Raw genomic sequence first — 21617 nt, forward strand, 5'->3', positions numbered from 1 at the left:
GTGCAGGGACTGACTATTCAGCCTGTTCTGGAAAAATTGGATCTGCTGGGGGAGGGGCCGATGCGCGGGGAGTATTTGGAGGCGATCGCCCGTCGGGCGGCTTTGGGTAGGGTGTTGCAACGGTTGGGTGAGATGGAGGAACAGCCGGGGGTCGATCGGGAGTTTTATGAGTATCAAGAATCGCTGGTTAAGGGGGAGTTAATGAGGATTGAGGCGGAGGTTGATCGGCTTCAAGATGAATATCCCGATCTCAGCACGTTTATTGCTGAGCAAGTTCGAGCGGAGTTGCTGGCGATCGAGGCTGACACCTATGCTGAGTTTGTGCGATCGGGTCGCTTAAATCAAGAACTGTCTCTGTTTTTGGGGGTTGAAAATATGGCAGAGTAACTATAGCCTTTGTCGCACCATACTACTGCTGCAAGGATCGCTATATAGCAAGCCTCGCATCATTTGTAAACACCTGTAGGGGTAGTGAATCCTGTGTACCTACCCCGTCTACCGGGGCCACCACGGGGGATTTGCCCCTACCTGATTATTCATCACTCTTGACAAGCGAATTTGTTGATGATAACCGCCACGCGATCGATCCGTGGAATCAATCCAAAATCTAAAATCCTCAAGCCCGATCCTCGATCCGTGGGGTCGCCTCCAAAATCTCAAATCTCAAATCAAATGACATCCACCCATCCCTAAAACGAGGGATTCCTAAGACTCACAACTTAGGTTTCTGTTTCCTTCGCTAACCGAGTTGGTAGTTGTCTGAGAGCATGTATTGTCAATACGTATGCGATCGCACTTTAAACACAACTCTAATTTATATTGTGTATATAAAATTCAAATATAACTTGCATATTGAAGGTGTTCCCTTCCTGAACCTCTAACCCACATTCTGCATATCTTAACATTAAGAGTTATGGATTTATATGTAAAAAATGGCTGTAATTCTTTGTAGACAAGCATTCCATTCATATGTAGAAACATAAACTTTTGTTAATAAGTGTTGATAATTTATCAAAAATAGCTGTTAATTATAGATAATATTTTTGAGGTTAAATTCCTAGGATGACATTAGATCATAAAAATACTTTTGAGGTGTTAAGAAGCGCGGAATGCGATTCTAATCATAGTATTATCCATATGGAAGGAAGCGATCTCATTTGTGAAACTCAATGGAACTTTTAACTCTATTGCCCACAAATTTCCGATCCGACCAGGGCAAGGCAGTAATCTCCTAACCCCATAGAAGGCAATTGTTGCCTCGTGGATTCTGTGGCAGCCAGCTACCCAGGATTCGAGGTCATGCTTGCCTGCCGTCCTGACCCCTAAGTTCCGCTCGAGGAGAAATTACAACGTGGATTTTTTGTCCGAATTCTTGACGCGCTTCATAGCGCAGTTACAGTCCCCCACACTCGGCTTTCTGATTGGTGGCATGATAGTTGCCTCCCTCGGTAGCCAACTAGCAATTCCAGATCCGGTGTATCAGTTCATCGTCTTCATGCTGCTGATGAAAGTCGGCCTGACCGGTGGCCAGGCGATCATCAAGTCCAATCCGACGGAGATACTGTTGCCCGCGTTCTTCGCCGTGGCAATAGGGATCCTAATCGTGTTCATCGGGCGCTACACGTTGGCAAACCTGCCGAACGTCAAAGTCGTGGATGCCCTTGCGACCGCAGGGTTGTTCGGTGCCGTGAGTGGCTCTACCCTCGCCGCCGCCCTGACGCTACTGGAAGAGCAAAAGATCGCATACGAGCCCTGGGCCGCCGCACTCTATCCATTCATGGATATCCCAGCCCTGGTGACTGCGATCGTCTTGGCCAGCATTTATACCAGAAAGCAAGAGTCTCTCGTCAACAGGCAGCGCACGATCGCAGGCTATGCCCCCAGCGAGAAGCTCGATACCGCAGACGATCGGGTCAAGATATGGCCCATCGTCAAGGAAAGCCTCCAGGGTTCTGCCCTAACGGCACTGCTGCTCGGCCTGGCTCTAGGCCTGCTAACCCAACCGGAAAGTGTCTATAAAACCTTCTACGATCCCCTCTTCCGAGGCTTCCTTTCGGTCCTGATGCTGATCATGGGTATGGAGGCCGCGGCAAGGGTTGCCGAGCTGCGTAAGGTGGCCCTGTCGTTCGCCATATATGCCTTTGTGGCACCGCTGCTGCATGGGTTAATCGCCTTCGGTCTCGGCTGGATTGCCCACGTCACCACGGGATTCAGCCCTGGCGGCGTTGTGATTCTGGCCGTCATCGCCGCCTCTAGTTCAGACATCTCAGGGCCGCCCACTTTGCGAGCCGGTATCCCGTCGGCCAATCCCTCCGCCTACATCGGCGCATCTACAGCCGTCGGCACGCCGGTGGCGATTGCCTTGGGAATACCGATCTACATCGGGCTTGCCCAGGCGCTGATGGGCAGCTAATCGCAGACGGGTCGCTGTCTGTCGGCGATTAACGCGGCAGCTATAATATCAGGGCGATAGCACGCGGTGCTGCCGTTTTCCTGAGTTTCTATATAGTTCAATCAATACACACATCAAAAGGTAACTCACATGGCTAAGCAAGCAAGCAAGCTCGTCATCGTCACGGAAAAGTTGTTGCTCAAAAAGATCGGCAAGATCATCGACGATGCCGGGGCGACCGGTTATACAGTGGTGGACGCTGGAGGTAAAGGCAGTCGCAACGTGCGATCGTCGGGACATCCCACCGTTTCCGATAGCTACTCGAATATAAAGTTCGAGGTGCTCACCGACAGTCGGGATATGGCTGTGAAGATTGCGGATGAGGTCGCAGCGAAGTTTTTCGCCGATTATTCGGGCCTCGCCTATATCAGTAACGCGGAGGTACTGAGCGCGCACAAGTTCTGTGGGCCAGAGGGTTGTTGAATCGAAATACGGTCACCAAAGCAAATCTGACTGAACCCCGCCTATTTAACCTAGGTTTTAGCCATTCTGAACCGATTGAACCAGTAACCGAAGATTGGGACGGTACAGGCGATATCTTTCCCGCTCTGACCGCTCCCCTGGTTCAGGCCATCCGGTCGGGATTGTCTAACAATCAGATAATTAGTGAGCGGCTACAGACTCCTAAAGGCGGCTCTAAAAAATATCAGGCCTTGAGTTACAAGCATGATGATTTGAGAAAAAATATTCTGTGATTGTGCCAAAATAAAATAAGTTTTTGAACCACTGGCAACGGTGGTTTCTTATTGAAATCAACCCCAAAGTAAAGGCAGATCATAGAGTTTGAATTTGCCATCATTGGAAATTATTGTTAATCCTTCACAGAAAGCCTGAAAAATCAACATCTTGTCAAAATGGTCTTGATGCTGATTTGGTAAAATACTGAGGTTAAAAATATGAGCAGGGGTATCCAGTAAAACTCTTATCCCCCAAAATTAATCCGGCAAAGGCTCATCAAAATCATCTGCCATCACCATTGAGCCGCGATTTAAGCCAGCCTTGGGAATCACAGCCTGCCCAGACGACGAAGGTAAAACCGCAGCAAGCGGAACACCATCTCGGGTTAATGTCTCTTCGATGTGGTTCTGAATATCGGTTAATAGTTCCAACAGGCGATCGGCTAACTGATTAACATCAAACGTTTTCTTTAACATTTCAGTCTAACCTAAACATTCAATCGCCCTAGCTCGAATCTAGCACAAAGACAATTCTGGATTGAGGGGCAATCGCCTCTAGCATCTGAAGCTTTGTTTAAGAGTGTTAAGGAATGTTCATCATAAATAAATCAGCAGCGTCAGCATTAAGTTTGATCAGAGTTCAAACAGTTATAATGCAAAAAGAACATAAATATCAAGAACCAAGATGTCTTTGCAGTGTAAGCTTTGGAAGCACTGGCGCGCCGTTTATCCCTGAGATGGTTGCATTTAGTGGGTTCGATCTGCCAATGTCCAGTTTGTAATCTATTAGAAGCACAGCGATCGCCCGATATTAGCAGTCATGTTTTGAAATTGGTAAAATATGTTAAATCCCCGGAAATCTTCATCTGTTCGTTACCAAATACTGGGAATCATCACAGCCGTAGCACTGAGCTTAGTTTTGCAGGCTGTACCCGTTCAAGCAGCGAGGACGGCGACATCTGTTGTGGTAGATGGTCGTCCTGTTTTTAGCGTCAGCGATGCTGACTCATTGACGGGCACCGAACGAGCCGATTTGGTCAATTTGCGACTCAAACAAATTGAGCAATCTCAAGAAACCATTCAAGTTACAACTGAAGTTCGCAATCAATACCCCACCATTCTGGTTAATGGCAAATACTTGCTGACAGTCACTCAATCCGATTTGCAAGAAAATCGCACGCCCGCTGAACAAGCTAATTTTTGGGCCCAACAACTCCGTCAAGCTTTGCAGCAAGCTCAAAATGAAAGAAGCGCCGGATTTATCAAAAATATGCTGGTGCTGGCGGCGGCGACTGTAGGGCTGGCGATCGCCCTCCACAAAGCATTGGGATGGTTGTGGCGATTAGCCAGACAAGCTATTATCCAGCGATTTGTCGAACCGTCTAACCAAGAAGTTGGGGTTAATGATTCGCCCAAAGCTTTGAACTTATTATTTAACTTAACTCTGTTTGTGGCAAGGGTTGCGCTTTGGATTGGCACTGCCCTTTACATTACCAATCTGTTTCCGGTAACTCGGATTTGGAGTTACACTCTAACCAGCAGTTTAGTCAGCACTTTCACATCTAAAGCCCTGTCTGTAGGACGCAACAATTACTCAGTCACCGATCTGCTAATTCTAGCTGCTCTGATCCTGGGATGGGTTGTCCTTAGCGGTGCTATTTCAAAATTCTTTAAAGTGCGAATTTTGCAAGTCACCCGCATCAGTCGAGGCAGTCAAGAAGCCGTTGCTGCGATCGCCAAATATTTGCTGGTTGTTGTAGGAACGATCGTTCTGATGCAAATATGGGGAATTGACCTGAGTTCTCTAACAATTATCTTTAGTGCGTTGGGAGTTGGTATCGGTTTTGGGTTTCAGGATATCGCTAAAAACTTTGGTAGCGGTCTAATTTTGCTCTTTGAACGTCCGATTCGGGTAGGCGACTTTGTGAATGTAGGTAAGATTGAAGGCACTGTGATCCGTATTGGCGCTCGCAGTACAGTGATTCGCAACCTAGATCAAGTTTCGATTATTTTGCCCAATTCCCGTTTCTTGGAGGATGACGTAACTAACTGGAACTATGAGAATTCTGTTTCGCGGATCAGAATTCCGGTTGGTGTTGCCTATGGGTGTGATATCAGTAAAGTTAAGGAGGCACTGCTAAAAGCTGGTAGGGGACATTCTGATGTCTTAGGGACTCCTGAACCGATTGTTTTTTTCTTGGGTTTTGGTGATAGTTCCTTGGATTTTGAGCTGCGGGTTTGGATTACTGAACCGATCGCACAGTATCGCGTTAAGAGTGATTTATTTTTCCGTATTGAAGAACTGTTTCGAGAGCGTGAAATCGAAATTCCGTTTCCTCAACGAGATTTGCACGTGCGATCTGGGAGCATTCCTTTGGCTTTGTCACCGCAACTAGAGGCAACCTTACGCAAAACTTTACTCAAGTCTGAAAATAACTCAACCATCCAGAAATAATCTCGGCTAGGCAAAACAACAAGGCTATAAGTAATACAATCTTTGATTTCAAATCAAACACTTAATTTTGCCATGACAAAAACAATCTATGCACTGTTTGCGATCGCACAACTGCCTTTAGATAATGGCGATCGCTTCCTGCAAATCATTCTGATTTTCATGGCCGGAGGGATTGGGGCATTAGCTGGAACAGTAGCGGTTCCAGTCTTTAGATTAGTCTTAACTTGGTTAGATACCAACTTATTGACAAAGAATTATATTCGTGTATTGCTTGCATCAAGAAACATAATTTTAATGTTATCAACTCTGTCGGCGATGGAAGTTATGTTACTTCTGCTCGCTCGCACTGAATGGCTGAGATTGATGGAGTTTTGCCTCAGTGCGGGCATCATTTTCTTTGGCGGTTGGCTGATATCAAGTCTATTTCGAGACTTTTTTAATACCACAATTTTAGGTGTCACTTTTGAGTCTAACCCTAAAGTTAGAGGCGAGTCTATTTTTTTAATTCGCTATCTCGGAGATTTTGCGATCGCTATCACGTTAATTTTAGTTTTTTGTATTAGCCATAACATCAATGTTGCCGGGATACTTACCAGTTTAGGGGTTGGGGGCATTGCCATTGGGTTTGCAGCTCAAAAGACTTTAGAACAACTTTTGGGAGGGATTGTTTTAACTCTCGATCGACCTTTTAAGGTCGGAGACTATATTGGCTTAGGAGATGGGCAGCAAGGCAAACAAGGTACTTTTGGAAGGGTAGAAAGTATTGGCTTGCGATCGACCAGAATTCGGATCTCTGGTAAAGGCACTCTCACAGTTATTCCTAATAATTCTCTGACTCAAGCTACCATCGAAAACTATACAGGCGCAAAGAAAGTTATGTCTGTAATGATGCTAGAGTTTCCCGAACAGCTATCTGCTGACAAACAAGCACTAATCCGCCAAACCGTGATGGAGAGCACTGTGGACATTTTTGGTTTAGACTGGCGCAGCACAGAGGTTTCCTTCTGTGAAAATCATGCCCAAATTTCTTTTTTTATTCTGGGTTCTAATGAATTATCTATGGAACTGAGGCGGCAGTTGCTGGATTTGGCTACCCAACAAATCACCAAACAACTCCAAAAACATACTATTTCTTTTACCATTAACCAACCAACGATTTATGTGGATGCTCCAATTCCTATTTAAGCGGCCGATGAAGCTGATTTTCTTATTTCTGCTCTCCTGGTTTCTGGCCACTGCTCCGATGAGTTTTGCTCAAGGTGTTGGCGGCCCTCGTTCCGCCGTAGTAGTTGATGGCATTCCGCTGTTTTATTTGCAACCTGTCGATCGGTTTACAGCATTGGAACGTACCCAATTTGCTAATAACTTGTTGTCTGAGGCGCTCTCTAACGAAAAAGTCATAACTTTTGATGTGCGTAATGACTCCAATACAAGTGCTACCTCAATTTCTTTGAACAACAATTACCTGTTGACAGTTACAGCCAACGATGTTCTACCAAACTTTTCTTTATCTCAACAAGCTAAGCAATGGCAAAATGTTTTAGAAACAGCGGTAGCAAAAGCTAAAAAAGAACGAAATTCACAATACGTTTTGCAGAGAACTATGTGGATTTTTATTGCCATAGGAACTATTATTCTATTGCGGTTTTTGGTGGCAATTGTAGCCAGAATAGCTAAGTGGGAAACGGGAATTTTTACCAATATTGTTTTTGGTTCTGCCTGGGTAGCGATCGCCATAGCGAGTTCGGAATGGTTTCCGGTACTACGCAGTATTCGTTATCAGATTTTGTCCCCATTTTCTCAGCCCCAGTGGCTGCTATTTTTGGGAGGATTAGGATGCTCTTTTGTATTTAGCCATTACGCTCCAGCCTTATTGAGATTTGCCATCAAAAAGCTAGATATCCAATCAGCAGAAAATATTTATCTGGCAATTATTGAACCCAGCGATCGCCTCGTGCAATTTTCAGTCCTCAGTATTTTGATCGCTTGGTCTCTGACATTAGTAGAGCCATTAGTACCAGTTGTCTATAACTTGCTAAAACCGATTGCCAGTTTAGTTGTAGTTGCCTGTTTGTATTTGTTATCCACAAAACTTAGTAGCCGCTACCTGCGTACTTATGGGTTCAAATTTGGGGGTAAATTTAATCCCAGTAGCGATGATGCAATTCTGGTATTTGAGACCGTATTGAATATCTTTATCTTTATTGTAGCACTGGTGACATTTGCCCGCAGCGTCAACTTTGACTTGATTGGTTTGGTTGCTAGTTTGGGGTTAGTTGGTTTGGCCGTCGCTTTTGCTGCCCAAAAAGTTCTAGAACAACTCATTGCTACTTTAGTATTGTATTTAGATCGTCCTTTTGTGACTGGTGACTATATCCGTCTACCCGCAGGAGAGTTGGGGAAAGTAGAAAGTATTGGCTTGCGATCGACAAAAATTCGTTCCCTCGGCACGGGTACAATTATTGTGATGCCAAATTCTATCTTAGTCAGCGTAGAAATTGAAAACGTTACTCTTGCCAAAAAAATTATGGTGTTACTGTATATGGACTTTCCCAGTGTTTTAGGAGAACGAGAATATGCTCTTGTGCAGCAAGTTATAATGGAAAAAACTGCTTTCCTATCAGGAATTGATGCTAACAGTACAAATATTGCTATTGCAGATGGATCGGGAAAAAGATTAAGGGTGAGTTTGGCAATTTTAGGTTCTCAAGATAATGCGATCGAGGTGCGTAAACGCCTACTAGAGTTAGCAAGTGTTCAAATTGCTAAATCTCTTTCAGTCCACGGTATTGTGTTTGCGATGGAAAATCCAACGGTTTATGTGCAGTCCCCTGCTACTATTTGAATAGAACTGTCCCCTTGCCCAAAAACTGCTTTAAAATCTCTCCGGGATTTCTGTCCCAAGTGTCGATATGTTCGTAAATTAAGCCGTCCTCATCCAGTTTGTAGGTAGAATAGCCGTTAAACAAAATCTGAGCTTTCCAGGGTACGCGCAGTGTTCCGCGGACAGTCCAATTTGCCACAATAGTATCCGGGGCTGTCTGACTTACGTCGTGGAGGTCGAAGTAAATCTCGCTAAAAAATAGCTGCCCGTGAAACCGCAAAGTCCAAAAGATAATGCGGTAGTTGATTTTTCCTTTAAATTTGTTGACAGGATCTTGAAAATAGACGCCTTTTGTGTAGATGCCGTAGGAAATGTCTTTCTCAAAAAGCGTCGGGAGTTCGGCTTTCAGGGTGTCTACTACTTGTTCAACCTGTATTTGATATTCGATCGCGCTCAAGCTACCACCTTGTGACAGTATTAATTTATAAGTTTAAATGAATAATCTCGATCGCTCGCGGGAGTCTCGCAGATTTGATATTTAATCGAGCTCTGATTTTAACTATAGCGGTATTGTCCGCGTCGGCCTTTCAGCAGACCCGGACTTGCGACATTGAAACCTGGGCACAGATTTGACTGAGTACACCAATTCCTCTGAAATTCTCGCACAAATCAACAGCGGCCAACTGTTGATGGTAGATAGCCGTCGCCGGAACGGTCTAATTTTGATTAAGCGCTTCCACGCAGAGTTTGCCGGGCCGGGGGCTGCGGTTGGGGGTGTTTTTGACGTTGACTCTGCGCGGGCGATTCCCGTGGGAGATTTTTGTTTAGTTTGTCCTCAATCTCCCGAAGAAAGACAGAAAGCTTTTGGCATTCGGCGACATTGGGTGCGATTAACCGAACAGTTAACCGCAAAGCCGGCAGCTTTGGAACGCGCACAAATGATTTTAACTCAGTTTGAACAATATTTTGATGCCGAAACAGTAGCACAAATTCCCGATGAAGCTTTGGCACTTTTAGTAGGCGTATTTCCGCAAACTATTCAGGCTGCGCGACAGATTGATAATTAAATATGGCATGGTAATTTGCTTCAATTCATACCATTTTTAAGGGCTTTTCTCAAGTCCAAATCGCAGCAATTCGATCGACTGTCCGCTGATTTTCCTCGGGACTCCCTACCGTAATTCGCAAACCTCCGCCTGTGTGGCGAATTAAAGTACCTTGAGCTTTTAGCTGCTGCATGATTTGTTGGTGTTGCTGTTCGGCAGATTCGCCCTCACCGGTTTTCACCCGCAGGTACACAAAGTTGGCCGCACTGGGCGAAACTTGCAATTTTTGATGCTGAGTTAGCGCTGCAATTAATTTGGATCTTTCTGATATAGTTTCGGGAATTGTTGCTAGCAATAATTGTCTTTGGGCTAGGGCGAATTCGGCGGCGATTTGAGAAAACGCGGGCAGGTTGTAGGGGAGGCGGATTTTTTCTAAGGCGGCTGCGAGTTCGGGATGGGCGATCGCATATCCGACTCTCATTGATGCTAGTCGAAATGCTTTGGAAAATGTTCGCAAAATTATCCAGTTCGGGTGTTGGTGCAATCTGTCTGCTAAGGTATTTTGGCTGAATTCAAAATAAGCTTCGTCAATTACTACTAAAATATCGGGAGGCAATGTTGACAACCATTCTATTTAATTGTTGGTTAAGGCATTGGCTGTGGGGGAATTGGGATGGACGACGAATGCAACGCGCACGGGGGGATTTTCGGTTTGGGCGTTAGCGCAGCCCGCCCCTACGGGGGCTGCGCCAACGGAGAGGATCGCCCTTTTAGCCGCCTCGATATCTATTTCAAAATTATCCTCTTTTCGCGCAACACTGACAACGGGAATGCCGAGAGTTTGGGCGATAATTGCATACATGGAAAAGGTCGGATTGGCGACTAAAATTGAGCCTTTGCCGCCTAAACAAGTTGCAATTAAGAGCGATCGAATTAGTTCGTCGGAACCGTTGCCAACAGAAATATTGTCGGCGGTAATGGTGGTTTTTGGCTCTGTAACCCCCCCTAGCCCCCCCTGGTTAAGGGGGGGGACATTGAGGGATTCGTTGACGTATTGGGCGAGATGCTCTTTGAGTGCTGCGTGGCCTCCGTCGGGATAGCGATTTGTTTCAATTAACTGCTGGTAATTCCAAGCTAGCTTTTGTTTTAATTCTGCGGGCAAGTCGTAGGGGCATTCGTTGGTGTCTAGGCGATCGATCGCACTTTCCGAGTGCGCTGATTCTCCTGACGCGCCGCCCGGATGGGGAGTGTAGGCGGTAAGTTCGGCTAAGTCTTGGCGGATAAATGGAAGCATGGTATAATTTACGACTTTTTATTTTTGATAATCTGTTTGCAAACATCAGGATGCAGTCACAGTCTTTAATAGTTTAAAGTCAAAGATCCATAATTTATTGCTAATGACTAATTCTATCAATTCCGGTTGACTGTTGACTAATGACTAATGACTAATGACTAATGACTAATGACTATTTTAATCGCGCCACAAAGCAATTCCGCCCAACAAACCGCTGACATTCGGCACTATTTTAACTTGTGGTGGTAAATCAAAAACAATTTTTTTGGTATTGCCGCCGCCGATGTAAAGGCGATCGCAGTTAAACAGATTTTGCAGAGAAACCAGCGCTTTTTCGAGACGGCGATTCCATCTTTTAGCACCAACTGCATCTAATGCCGATCGCCCTAATTGCTGTTCGTAAGTTTCCCCTTTGCGAAACGGGTGATGTCCTAACTCTAGATTTGGCACCAAAATACCATCGACAAATAAAGAAGAACCGAAACCGGTGCCGAGGGTAATTACTAATTCTACCCCCGTTCCAGCAATCGATCCCAATCCTTGAATATCGGCATCGTTAGCCACTCGCACAGTTTTTCCCAAGCGGTCTTTGAGGGTAGTTGCTAGGTCAAAATCTATCCAAGACGGATCTAAATTTACTGCGGTTTTGATAGTGCCGCGACAGACGACGCCGGGAAAACCGACTGATACTCGGTCAAATTCTCCTTGTCCGCTTGCTAAAGAGGCGATCGCCTCTAGTATGGGTTCGGGTTTCGGGGGTTGAGGCGTTTCTAAACGGCTGCGTTCCGTCTGAGGTTGACCTTCACCATCCAAAACCATAACTTTGATGCCGCTGCCGCCAATGTCAACGGCTAAGGTGCGAGTCGATCGATCTTGTTCAGTCATTTGATTGTTGACACTTGCAAGTTGGTGAGTCCAATGTGAGATTGAAGAATTGAAAAATTTTAGATTAACTCCACAGATGAATCTGAGAAGTTGAAAAAAAGTCTAAAATTTTCGGTTCTACCTTTATTGGGAGTGTCGGAAAATCGTACCCGTTTTTGTGCGCGGTCTAATTTGAATTTGGGAATTGGCAAAACTTTTGAATCGCCTCCCAAATTTCCCCTACGACATTTCCCAAAGAATGATCGCCTTCTAATTCGATTAATTGCACCCAGGGACGGTGCTCGGCAAAACTTCTACTAGCTTGAATCGGTATGATTGTATCATGCTTGCCGTGAAGAATTAACGTAGGGACTGAGCGCATTAATTTTTCTTCAGGGTATTTACCCATTTCTGCCACAAACCGATAATTCAGCGGCAGATCGCGCTGTTCGCCGTAGTGATAAACTGGTAAATACTCCTCAGACTGCCACTTTTCTAACTGTGGCTGTCCCAACAGGGGCAGCCAGTGAGAGAGAAATTGAAAAGCCGGTGCCAACAAAACTATTTGCTTTACTGATAATTGTCGCTGGGCTAGCCAAGCCGCTGTCAGGCCGCCAAAACTTGACCCAATGATTGTAACTCCCTCTAAAATTTTTAAATTTTCTGCCGGAGATTGGGAAGATTGGGTTTGCAAAAATTCTGTTTCTATTTGGTTTAATTGCCTGGTGAGGGTGAGACTGGAAAAATCGTTTTGATTGAGATCCGGAGTTTTTAGGTCAATCCCTAGGGAACAAAAGCGATTTCGGAAATATTTTGCCTTAGCTGAATTTGGACTGGAAGCAAATCCGTGTAAATAAATGTAACTCGAATTATTGTGGAGATTCATTCAGCAACTTTTGTTAAATTGAACAATAAATATGAATTATAACACCAAAAACCAAGACTTCTTTAATAAGTCTTGGTTCTGTGAAACCTAGATTGAGATGGAAGTATTACTGCGGTTTGGAGCCGTTTTGCATCCTATTTTTAGCTGCTTCGCGGCGCTGCTTCATCAGTTCAGCTAATTGGGTGCGCTGTGCAGGCGTGAGGATCTCTCGCATTGCCAGCGTACTTTCAAGTCTCACGTCATCCAACTGCTTTTTTAAGGCGGTTATTTGGGTGTTTTTATCGCGGATCTGGCTGGCAGTAGCAGTGCCACTCATCATCGTTTGCAATTCTTGTCTGGCTTGACGCACAGCTTGCATTCGCTGGGAAATTTGGTCTTTATAGCGATCGCGAACTGCCTGCATTTTCTGTTTTTGGTCGGCGCTTAAATTAAGCTTCTCGAACATCCCACCTTCCTTACCACCAGCTCGATTTGGTCGCTGATTTTGGGCAATAGTTTCTGCGGGTAGGGGATTGGGAACTGCGATGGCGGCGGTAGCGCTACCGAGGGTCAGCATTAACAGGACTAGGGTAGAAATGCGACGCATTGACATGAAATTTACCTCTTTAAGATTAGTTATTTGTGGGCTGTTCGCTGTCAGCAGGAATCTGAAAATTCAACCAGTCTATTTGTGAGCTATCGCTCAGATTGTCCGCGCGAGAATCATGCAACACCTCTTCCCAATTATTTACTAGAAATGCTTCTAGGTGTGCACCTTCATCCGGGTTAAATTGTGCCGGCACTAGCAGGCGATAGCCAGATCCAAAAAGTATCAGCATCCCGGCAATTGCGGCAGGGAAACCCCACTGGGAGAAACCGGGAACAATTGACCTATTTTTAGATACAATTGAACTGACTTTTTTCCGGTATATTTGGTTTTTTTCTATCTGCTCATCCCTTTCTATTGTTGCTAACAGCTTTAACTCTAAATCGGGCGCAGCTTCGGGACAATTTGGGCGATGTTGCTTCAAAAAATTAACTAATTTTTGGTCGCTGCTTGGGTTGTTCATAGCTCGCTGACACCTTCTTTTTGCAAAAATTGCCGCACAGCATTTCGGGCATAAAACACGCGAGATTTGACAGTTCCCGTAGGTAGTCCCAAAATTTGGGCTACTTCTTTTTGCGGAATGTCTTCTATGTCGTGCAGCACCAAAACGCTGCGGTGTTCAAAGCTCAATTGCTGTAATCCGCGCTGCACTAAATCTTGATAGTGCAACTGCATCAATTCTGAAGTGTGCTCTTTGACAACAACTAAATTGATTTCTGCTTGATTTTTGAGTTCGGCATCAAAAGAATGTTGTTTACCAAATGCTTGTCTTTGGTCAGAAGCTACATTCCAAGTGATTCGATAAAGCCAAGTAGAAAAGTTTTCCTGCTGCTTGAGTTTGGGTAATCCTTTCCAGACTCGCAGGAATACTTCTTGCGTTAAGTCGTCAAGAAGTGATGGGCCGCAGAGTTGGTAAAGGGTTGACCTGACTTTGTGTTGGTAGCGCTGGTAAAGGTGGCGAAAGGAAGTACGTGAAGCGAAGCTATCCCGTAGGGAATCGCCCTTTAAGCATTTATCAACTAAGTCGGAGTCGGAACAGTCGTCGATTAAAACATTGGCTGTCACACCTAGCACCTGTGAAGTCTCCCTCACCAGTTCGTTATCTGAGGGGTTTAGACAGGAGAGGTGTGAAAAAGGTTCAAAGGATTTAAAATTCTTTTTTTGTGAGCAGACGGGTGGAGCAGACGGGTGGAGCAGACGGCGGTTGAAACCGCGTCTACACAGACACTCACGCGACGGGAGCGGGTTGAAGAGGGAGGGAAACGGCAATGCCGTTTCCTGATTTGGCCGCATCCCGATTTAAGATTTACCGCAGAGTCACAAACTCTTCAGCAGTTGAGGGGTGAATGCCAATAGTCACATCGAAATCTTTCTTGGTAGCTCCCATATTAACGGCGATCGCCATGCCTTGAATAATCTCGCCCGCGTCTTTTCCAACCATGTGCACGCCCAAAACTTTGTCAGTATTAGTCTCAACAACTAACTTGACAAAAGTCTTTTCATCTGCACCTGTCAAAGAATGAAACATCGGTCGAAACTTGGCTGTGTAGCACTTAATTGAGTCGCCAAATTGAGCTGTGGCTTGCTCTTGGGTTAAGCCGACTGTAGCAGCTTCCGGCTGGGAAAATACGGCTGATGCGACATTTTCGTAACTAATTGCTCTGGGATTGTTGCCAAATTCAGTATCGGCAAAAGCGCGTCCTTCGGCGATCGCAATTGGCGTTAAATTAATCCGGTTGGTGCAATCTCCGACGGCAAAAATGTGCGGTTGACTGGTGCGGCTGTCTTTGGTAACTGCGATCGCACCTTTATCCGTTTCTACTCCCGCATTTTCTAAACCCAATTTTTCCAAATTGGGCGATCGTCCGGTAGCGCACAAAACTGCATCTACTGTTAAGGTTTCTGCCGATTCTCCCGACAAAGTTAATTTTAAACCTTCTGGGGTTTTTTCAATTTGGGCGATCGAGCTTCCAGTCACAAAATTGATCCCGTGCTTAACCATTCCTTCCTGCACGTTGGTGCGAAGTTCTCCGTCAAAATCATTCAAAATTAAATCGCGCCGGATGATTTGAGTTACTTGACTTCCCAACCCGTTCATAATGCAAGCAAATTCAACGCCGATGTAACCTCCTCCCAAAATTGCCAAATGTTTCGGCTGCTCTTTTAGCAAGAAGATTTCGCGGGAAGTAATGGCGTGTTCGATGCCGGGAATGTCCACTCTGTGAGCTTCGCCGCCGACAGCAATTAAGATTTTAGCAGCGGTGTATTTTTTGTCACCAACTTCGACAGTGTGGGGGTCGATAAATTTGGCGTATCCTGAGATTAATTCTACTCCGGCTTTTTCGAGGAAGCTGATGTGCAGTTTGCTGAGTCGTCGCACTTCTGTGTCTACAGTGGTGACGAGTTTTTCCCAATCGAAACTGGTTTCTACTGGACTCCAACCGTAGCCGATCGCATCTTCGTAAAGGTGCGAAAACGTGGAGGCGTACACCATCAGTTTTTTGGGGACGCAGCCGCGAATGACGCAGGTGCCGCCTACTAAGTCATTTTCGGCGATCGCCACCTTCGCACCGTAGGATGCCGCCCGCTTGGAACTCGCCAATCCGCCCGAACCCGCACCTATCACAAACAAGTCGTAATCGTATGTCATAATTGTCGCTAGTTTCCTGTCTTAATTTTAGCCATTTTGCGCTTTACTTTTTTTAATGATATCTCAAAAAAAAAATTCGTTTTTTGGAGGAGAGATTGCTTTACTTCTTGCAGTTGACATGATATCATTTTATAATGGGAATATGTGCATATAATTTAAAATTGCTCACACTCCCATTATTAGAGTATAGCACAAGCAACTGGCAAAAAACATATAAAAATATAACTATTTTTAGGCGGCGGCTGATGAGGGAATTGGTAATTGTAAATTGTTGGTTATGGCCGAGTCTCGATCCCCCTAAATCCCCCGAAAGCAAGGGGGACTTTGAGAAGAATCTTGTCCCCCCCCTTTTTCAAGGGGGGCTAGGGGGGATCTGGCCTAATCCTAGCGACATAAAACCGATACTATAGTAATCCTAAATCATTTGTGAACTTCTTACTCCCTCCCCTTGCTAAGGGGAGGGTTGGGGAGAAGTCAAAAATTTACGACTCACTGAAAATTGCTATATTATAGAGATAAATTTATTTCTCGGGCTAGCTTTATGATTGATTGGCTTGTGGTGTGGGGAGTAACGCAAGGAGTCGGCATTCTCGTCCAACCCATCTTACAAGATTTGGCAGTAGACGGCGCGAAGGATTTAGTAAAAGATTTTTTTAAAGATTCCCTAAAAAACGTCTTATTTGGCGAAAAAGATCCGCGACAAGTCGCAGGGGGGAAAGCCCTCAAAAAGTTTTTGGAGTTAGTGCAACAGCAGTTAAAAATCAGCGGACTTTCCCCAGAACAGATTAAGCTGTATATTAAAGATGTTAAAAAGTTTATCAGCAACAAGTCAGTTAAAGAAATTTTGGGTAAGGCCTTTGAGAACGATCGCGAATCCCTGGATGCAGAACTTCTCGAACAAACCTGGACTCAACTAGATTTAGCTGCTTTACCCGCCAAATTTAAGTGGCAAACCATCGCCAATCAGTATCTCGCCGAAGTTCAAGAAATTCTGGTTGACTCAAAAGACTTGCGGGATATCTTGAATGCTCAAAATCTGGATAGCATTCAGAAAAACACTCAAGAAATTGCTGGGATAATCCCCGATTTTGACTTGAGACAATATCAAGAGGCTTTGTGCGAACGTTACAGCAATCTGGATTTAAGCAGCGTCGATAATAGCAATACCTACGATTATCGCGAAAAGCTGAAAGTTTGGCAAATCTTTATTTTCCAAGATGTGCGCTTAATTTACGAGTCATTTCTGCCCCAAGCTTACGAAATTCCCAAGGAACATCAACGGCGGTTGGAAAATAGCGATCGACTAGAGGCGATCGCACTTGAAAATTTAGAGAAATACCGACGCGGTTATTTTTCTCAGGCGATCGTATCGGTGTTAGATGTCATCAATGACAAGTCAAATTATCCCTACATTGTGATTTTAGGCGATCCGGGTGCGGGAAAATCTACTCTGTTACAATATTTAGCATTAACCTGGGCGCGATCGCCTTTAAATAGCGTAACATCTCTGCCGATTCCACTGCTAATAGAATTGCGGATTTACATTCGCAACCTGGAATCAGGACATTGCAAGAATTTCCTGGAATTTTGCCATAAAAATTCTGGTTTTATTTGTGACTTGAATCAGCATCAATTGCACGAACAGCTTAAAGCCGGGGACGCTGTGGTGATGTTCGACGGATTAGATGAAATTTTCGATTCGGGGAAACGAGAAGATGTAATTACCGCGATTCATCGGTTTACCAACGAGTATCCGCGCGTGCGAGTGATTGTCACCTCTCGAATTATTGGTTACAAACCTCAACGGTTGCAAGATGCCCAGTTCCATCACTTTATTCTCCAAGACTTGAATCCGGCACAGATTCAGGATTTTGTGCACCGCTGGCATGATTTGACTTTTACGGATGCTAGGGAAAAAGTGCGAATTTGCGATCGGATGAAAAGAGCACTAGAGTATTCATCAACCATTCAAGATTTAGCCAGAAATCCGTTATTGTTAACGATTATGGCGATTTTGAATCGCAGTCAAGAATTGCCGAGAGACAGGGCAGAACTTTACAATCAAGCTTCGCGGGTATTGCTGTATCAATGGGATGTGGAAAGGTCTTTAGTAGAGGATAGCAGGCTCGATCCAAAAACAATTGATGCGAAAGACAAGCAAGAAATGCTGCGGCGAGTTGCTTGGAAAATGCAATCAGCACCTGAAGGCTTGGCCGGCAACATAATTAGTGCGGAAGACTTGGAGGATATTCTGACAGCATATCTGAAGAATAAAGATTTTGACCAGCCGAGAAACCGGGGTAAGTTAATCATCAATAAACTGCGAACCCGCAACTTTATTTTATGTTATTTGGGTGCGGACAGTTACGGGTTTGTGCATCGAACTTTCTTGGAATATTTCTGTGCATCGCAAGTGGTGAATAGGGTTCAGGCTTTAGAACTCTCTCTGGATGAGTTGAAAGCAGAGGTTTTCGGCCCGCACTGGAATGATGAATCTTGGCAGGAAGTTTTGTGTTTGATTGCGGGGTTGATTGCTGGCAAGTTGACAGGGGAAGTGATTGGATTTTTGATTGAGCAAGATGGGGAAGCCCCAAAATTTACCAACCTGTTTTTGGCGGCGAAGTGTTTGGATGAGGTGAGGGATAGAAAGGAGATTGCTGCCGTTGATAGTCAATTGCTTGAACGTTTAAAAGAGTTGACGAAGTACGATCTCAATTACTATTATGAGCCTTATGGAGAAGAGGCAGATCTAGTTGATAAAATTCGCACTAAAGCAGTAAGTGCGATCGCCTTTACTTGGAAAGATGACCCCGAAGCCTTACCTATCCTCAAACAACTCGCTCAATTTGACGATAATTCGGATGTGCGATATACAGCAGTCGAAGAAATAGCACGGGGCTGGAAAGATGACCCAGAAACCTTACCTATGCTCAAACAACGGGCTCAATTTGACGATTATTGGCTTGTGCAACAAGCAGCAGTCCAAGAAATAGCACGGGGCTGGAAAGATGACCCGGAAACCTTACCTATCCTCAAACAACTCGCTCAATCTGACGATGATTCGGCTGTGCGACGTGCAGCAGTCGAAGAAATAGCACGGGGCTGGAAAGATGACCAGGAAACCTTACCTTGGCTCAAACAACGCGCTCAATCTGACGATAATTCGGCTGTGCGCTCTTCAGCAGTCCAAGAATTAGCACGGGGCTGGAAAGATGACCCGGAATTATTTAAATTATTGTGCGATGTTGCTATAAAAGACCCTTTTGAACGTGAGTACGATCTCCAAGAGAATCCCCAGCAAACCGCTCTTGCAGCTATGATTGAGCTATATCCCGATCGCACTGAAACGCTAGAACTTTTACGCGATCGCACTCAGAACGATCGCGACCAAAAACTGCGCGAATTTGCACAGCAAAAATTGGCAGAATTAGAAGGTCAATGAGTGCTCTTATTTGCGATCGCCATTCCTCCCTCAACCTCAACCTCATCAACCTGTAAACCTTCATTCCGTCGCCAAAACTCATCCAGCAACTGAAAAAAATACTCAAATCCCTCTTTTTCGTCCACTGAATAAAGCATGATAATTTTGGCCCAAGAATTCACAGACATTACCTGAAACCGTTTTTGTAACCAAGGCTGAAACTCCCCATAAAACTCAGTTTCCTGTTCGGTTGGCTCAATCCCAAATTCTCGCCTAGCTGTTTTATAGCCCGCCAAAAATACAAATAAATCGCTAACTGAAGCTTTCCCAATGTACATCCCCGGTCTAGCTTTAATCTTTTCTATAATGTCAAATATTCCACTCATGCTTACCTCTAATTTTCGCTAAAATTCCATTTTACAAGCTTTCTATTTCTTCCACAACAAATTGGTCGCTCGGAGAGTGAAAATCCTTAATCCACTCTTCCCTTAACATTCCATCTGTTGAGAGATTATCAAACACTAGACCTCGGACTTCAACCCCGTAATGTTTGCCGTTGACTGTAATCGACTCTGTAACTCCCTGACGTTCTAGACGTTCGCTGATGATATAATCCTCATCCTGATACTTTGTTCTCAGTCTCAAAATCTTTCCCTGAATGCCTTGTTGTTGTAGCCATTCTATAACAGCAGCAGCACAGAGATCGCACTCAAGAATTTTAAATTGACTGACTATATTTCCAATCTCTCGATAAATCTCCAAACTTGACGAATAGCTCATCTTTTTACCAAGAGCTTAGATAAATATACAAAACTATAGCATAAAGCCACTCTCAAAAATAGTATAATTAAACCTAGATAGTTTTCGGAGACAACCACTATGCAAGTCACGAAAGAAAAAATTATTTATCCATCCAGCGACGGCCAACCAATGGCAGATAGTACAACTCAATTTGATTTAATGGTCAAAATTCAAGCAGGTTGCGAGTCGTTGTTCAAAAAAGATCCAAACGTATTTGTAGCAGCAGATTTACTGTGGTATCCGGTTGAGGGAAGAAATGACATCTTTCAAGCACCGGATACAATGGTAATCTTTGGCAGACCAAAAGGTGACAGACTTTCCTATCTACAATTTCGCGAAGATAATATTGCTCCCCAATTTGTATTTGAGATTCGCTCTTACAAAGACACTCAAACAAAAATGGACGAAAGATTTTCATTTTACAATCGCTATGGAGTTGAGGAATATTACGTTTACGAGCTAGATGAAGATGAAAAAGATTTGAGCGGTTGGCAAAGAATGGAAGGAAATTTAGAAGTAATCGAGCAGATGCGGGGATGGGTAAGTCCGAGACTGGGAATCCGATTTGAGTTGGGCGAAGATGGGTTAGAAATTTATAAACCCGATGGACAAAAGTTTCTTTCCTATTTAGAATTGGTGGAACAGATAGAATTAAACCGTCAGCGCAGACAACAAGCAGTTCAAAGAGCTGAACAAGAATCTCAAAGAGCTGAACGTTTAGCAGCAAAACTGCGCGAATTGAACATCGATCCCGATCGCATTTAAGCCACAATTTGTTTATTTAATTTCCCGAAAACCGCTCAGAAGTGTTAAGTTAGTAGTAAGTTGTGTCGATCGCACATAAAAACAAATGCCTAAACTACAAACCCAGACCCACCCAGACCTCCACCTGCAAGACACCTCAAAACCCGTCATCGTCGGTCTGCAAGACGTAACAAAAGTTTACGGCATCGGCGACTTGGAAGTGCGCGCCCTCAACGGTGTCAGCTTGACGGTAACGCAAGGAGAATATTGCTCGATTATGGGCGCATCGGGTTCGGGAAAATCTACAGCCATGAATATTATCGGTTGTCTCGATCGACCTACGAGCGGCAGTTACTACCTAGACGGCGTAGATGTCGCCCAAATGCCGGAAGCAGAATTAGCCGGAATTCGCAATTTAAAACTCGGTTTTGTATTCCAACAATTTCATCTGCTACCTCAATTAACAGCATTAGAAAATGTCATGTTACCGATGGTTTATGCAGGCATTCCCGCAGCCGAAAGACGCGAACGGGGGGTAGACGCTTTAACGAAAGTAGGCTTGGAAAGTCGGCTGCAAAATAGACCGAATCAACTATCAGGAGGACAGCAGCAGCGAGTTGCGATCGCCCGGGCTATTGTCAACCGTCCGGTGTTGTTGCTTGCAGATGAACCGACTGGTGCATTGGATACTAAAACTACTCAAGAAGTAATGGATATTTTTACAGAATTTAATGAAAGCGGCATGACTGTGGTGATGGTAACGCACGAACCGGAAGTGGCACGGCAGACTCGCCGCGTTGTGTGGTTCCGCGACGGTCAAGTTATTCATAATAATCTCAATCCGGCAGAACTTTCACACGCGGTGTTTTAAATTAATTTTTTGTTAGTTGTTATTCGTTATAAAATTGGTTCGTAGT

At 44.7% G+C, this 21617-nt stretch carries 19 protein-coding genes and 2 pseudogenes; 10 read left to right on the forward strand and 11 right to left on the reverse strand.

What is annotated here, in order from left to right:
• From IQ270_RS13785 to IQ270_RS13795, 3 genes and pseudogenes are all read left to right on the forward strand, one after another.
• Positions 1–387 (forward strand): annotated as a pseudogene (locus IQ270_RS13785) (sodium:proton antiporter); the annotation flags it as partial.
• Between the two features lie 964 nt (positions 388–1351).
• Entirely contained in the window at positions 1352–2413 is a 1062-nt protein-coding gene (locus tag IQ270_RS13790; protein ID WP_193973782.1) for a sodium-dependent bicarbonate transport family permease, read from the forward strand.
• A 129-nt stretch (positions 2414–2542) separates the two neighbouring features.
• Positions 2543–2875 (forward strand): hypothetical protein, encoded by a 333-nt coding sequence (locus tag IQ270_RS13795; protein ID WP_193973760.1) that lies wholly within the window; start codon positions 2543–2545, stop codon positions 2873–2875.
• A 512-nt stretch (positions 2876–3387) separates the two neighbouring features.
• Here IQ270_RS13795 and IQ270_RS13800 read toward each other — a convergent pair.
• Positions 3388–3606 (reverse strand): type II toxin-antitoxin system Phd/YefM family antitoxin, encoded by a 219-nt coding sequence (locus tag IQ270_RS13800; protein ID WP_193973761.1) that lies wholly within the window; start codon positions 3604–3606, stop codon positions 3388–3390.
• A gap of 364 nt (positions 3607–3970) precedes the next feature.
• On the opposite strand from IQ270_RS13800, the gene IQ270_RS13805 reads away from it, so the two are divergent.
• The 3 genes from IQ270_RS13805 to IQ270_RS13815 all read left to right on the forward strand — a co-directional run bounded on the left by IQ270_RS13805 (position 3971) and on the right by IQ270_RS13815 (position 8429).
• Positions 3971–5584, forward strand: coding sequence for a mechanosensitive ion channel family protein (locus tag IQ270_RS13805; protein WP_193973762.1), 1614 nt, complete (start codon positions 3971–3973; stop codon positions 5582–5584).
• A 72-nt stretch (positions 5585–5656) separates the two neighbouring features.
• Positions 5657–6769 carry a mechanosensitive ion channel family protein gene (locus IQ270_RS13810; protein WP_193973763.1) on the forward strand — a complete coding sequence of 371 codons (1113 nt, stop codon included), beginning with the start codon at positions 5657–5659 and terminating at the stop codon, positions 6767–6769.
• The gene (locus IQ270_RS13815) at positions 6744–8429 is read left to right on the forward strand and encodes a mechanosensitive ion channel family protein (protein ID WP_193973764.1); all 1686 of its coding nucleotides are present in this window, start codon (positions 6744–6746) and stop codon (positions 8427–8429) included. The genes IQ270_RS13810 and IQ270_RS13815 overlap by 26 nt, the downstream gene beginning before the upstream one ends.
• Here the strand turns inward: IQ270_RS13815 and IQ270_RS13820 are convergent.
• Positions 8422–8865 carry a DUF2358 domain-containing protein gene (locus tag IQ270_RS13820; RefSeq protein WP_228056341.1) on the reverse strand — a complete coding sequence of 148 codons (444 nt, stop codon included), beginning with the start codon at positions 8863–8865 and terminating at the stop codon, positions 8422–8424. The genes IQ270_RS13815 and IQ270_RS13820 overlap by 8 nt on opposite strands.
• 172 nt (positions 8866–9037) lie before the next feature.
• On the opposite strand from IQ270_RS13820, the gene IQ270_RS13825 reads away from it, so the two are divergent.
• Positions 9038–9475 (forward strand): hypothetical protein, encoded by a 438-nt coding sequence (locus tag IQ270_RS13825; protein ID WP_228056342.1) that lies wholly within the window; start codon positions 9038–9040, stop codon positions 9473–9475.
• A gap of 49 nt (positions 9476–9524) precedes the next feature.
• Here IQ270_RS13825 and IQ270_RS13830 read toward each other — a convergent pair.
• The 7 genes and pseudogenes from IQ270_RS13830 to gor all read right to left on the reverse strand — a co-directional run bounded on the left by IQ270_RS13830 (position 9525) and on the right by gor (position 15734).
• Positions 9525–10748 (reverse strand): annotated as a pseudogene (locus IQ270_RS13830) (histidinol-phosphate transaminase).
• Between the two features lie 177 nt (positions 10749–10925).
• On the reverse strand, positions 10926–11633 hold the full coding sequence (locus IQ270_RS13835) for an ROK family protein (protein WP_193973765.1): 708 nt from the start codon (positions 11631–11633) through the stop codon (positions 10926–10928).
• A gap of 166 nt (positions 11634–11799) precedes the next feature.
• Entirely contained in the window at positions 11800–12498 is a 699-nt protein-coding gene (locus tag IQ270_RS13840) for a YqiA/YcfP family alpha/beta fold hydrolase (RefSeq protein WP_193973766.1), read from the reverse strand.
• A gap of 106 nt (positions 12499–12604) precedes the next feature.
• Positions 12605–13090, reverse strand: a complete 486-nt coding sequence (locus tag IQ270_RS13845; protein WP_193973767.1) for a Spy/CpxP family protein refolding chaperone — start codon at positions 13088–13090, stop codon at positions 12605–12607.
• Between the two features lie 19 nt (positions 13091–13109).
• On the reverse strand, positions 13110–13547 hold the full coding sequence (locus IQ270_RS13850) for a hypothetical protein (protein ID WP_193973768.1): 438 nt from the start codon (positions 13545–13547) through the stop codon (positions 13110–13112).
• The gene (locus tag IQ270_RS13855) at positions 13544–14158 is read right to left on the reverse strand and encodes a sigma-70 family RNA polymerase sigma factor (RefSeq protein WP_193973769.1); all 615 of its coding nucleotides are present in this window, start codon (positions 14156–14158) and stop codon (positions 13544–13546) included. Before IQ270_RS13855 ends, IQ270_RS13850 begins: the two co-directional genes overlap by 4 nt.
• Before the next feature lie 232 nt (positions 14159–14390).
• Positions 14391–15734: a glutathione-disulfide reductase gene (gene gor / locus IQ270_RS13860; protein ID WP_193973770.1), complete on the reverse strand. Its 1344-nt coding sequence runs from the start codon at positions 15732–15734 to the stop codon at positions 14391–14393.
• A gap of 541 nt (positions 15735–16275) precedes the next feature.
• Here gor and IQ270_RS13865 point away from each other — a divergent pair.
• Entirely contained in the window at positions 16276–19176 is a 2901-nt protein-coding gene (locus IQ270_RS13865; protein WP_193973771.1) for a HEAT repeat domain-containing protein, read from the forward strand.
• Here IQ270_RS13865 and IQ270_RS13870 read toward each other — a convergent pair.
• Complete coding sequence (locus tag IQ270_RS13870) at positions 19170–19541, reverse strand: hypothetical protein (protein WP_193973772.1); 372 nt, start codon at positions 19539–19541, stop codon at positions 19170–19172. The two genes, IQ270_RS13865 and IQ270_RS13870, sit on opposite strands and share 7 nt — an antisense overlap.
• A 31-nt stretch (positions 19542–19572) precedes the next feature.
• The gene (locus IQ270_RS13875) at positions 19573–19935 is read right to left on the reverse strand and encodes a papain fold toxin domain-containing protein (protein ID WP_193973773.1); all 363 of its coding nucleotides are present in this window, start codon (positions 19933–19935) and stop codon (positions 19573–19575) included.
• A 99-nt stretch (positions 19936–20034) separates the two neighbouring features.
• Here IQ270_RS13875 and IQ270_RS13880 point away from each other — a divergent pair, with 99 nt between their 5' ends.
• Positions 20035–20721 carry a Uma2 family endonuclease gene (locus IQ270_RS13880; RefSeq protein WP_193973774.1) on the forward strand — a complete coding sequence of 229 codons (687 nt, stop codon included), beginning with the start codon at positions 20035–20037 and terminating at the stop codon, positions 20719–20721.
• An 85-nt stretch (positions 20722–20806) separates the two neighbouring features.
• Entirely contained in the window at positions 20807–21571 is a 765-nt protein-coding gene (locus tag IQ270_RS13885) for an ABC transporter ATP-binding protein (RefSeq protein ID WP_228056343.1), read from the forward strand.
• Positions 21572–21617 lie beyond the last annotated feature (46 nt).

Origin of the sequence: Microcoleus sp. LEGE 07076 (assembly GCF_015207455.1) — a bacterium.
Classification (GTDB): domain Bacteria; phylum Cyanobacteriota; class Cyanobacteriia; order Cyanobacteriales; family Microcoleaceae; genus Microcoleus.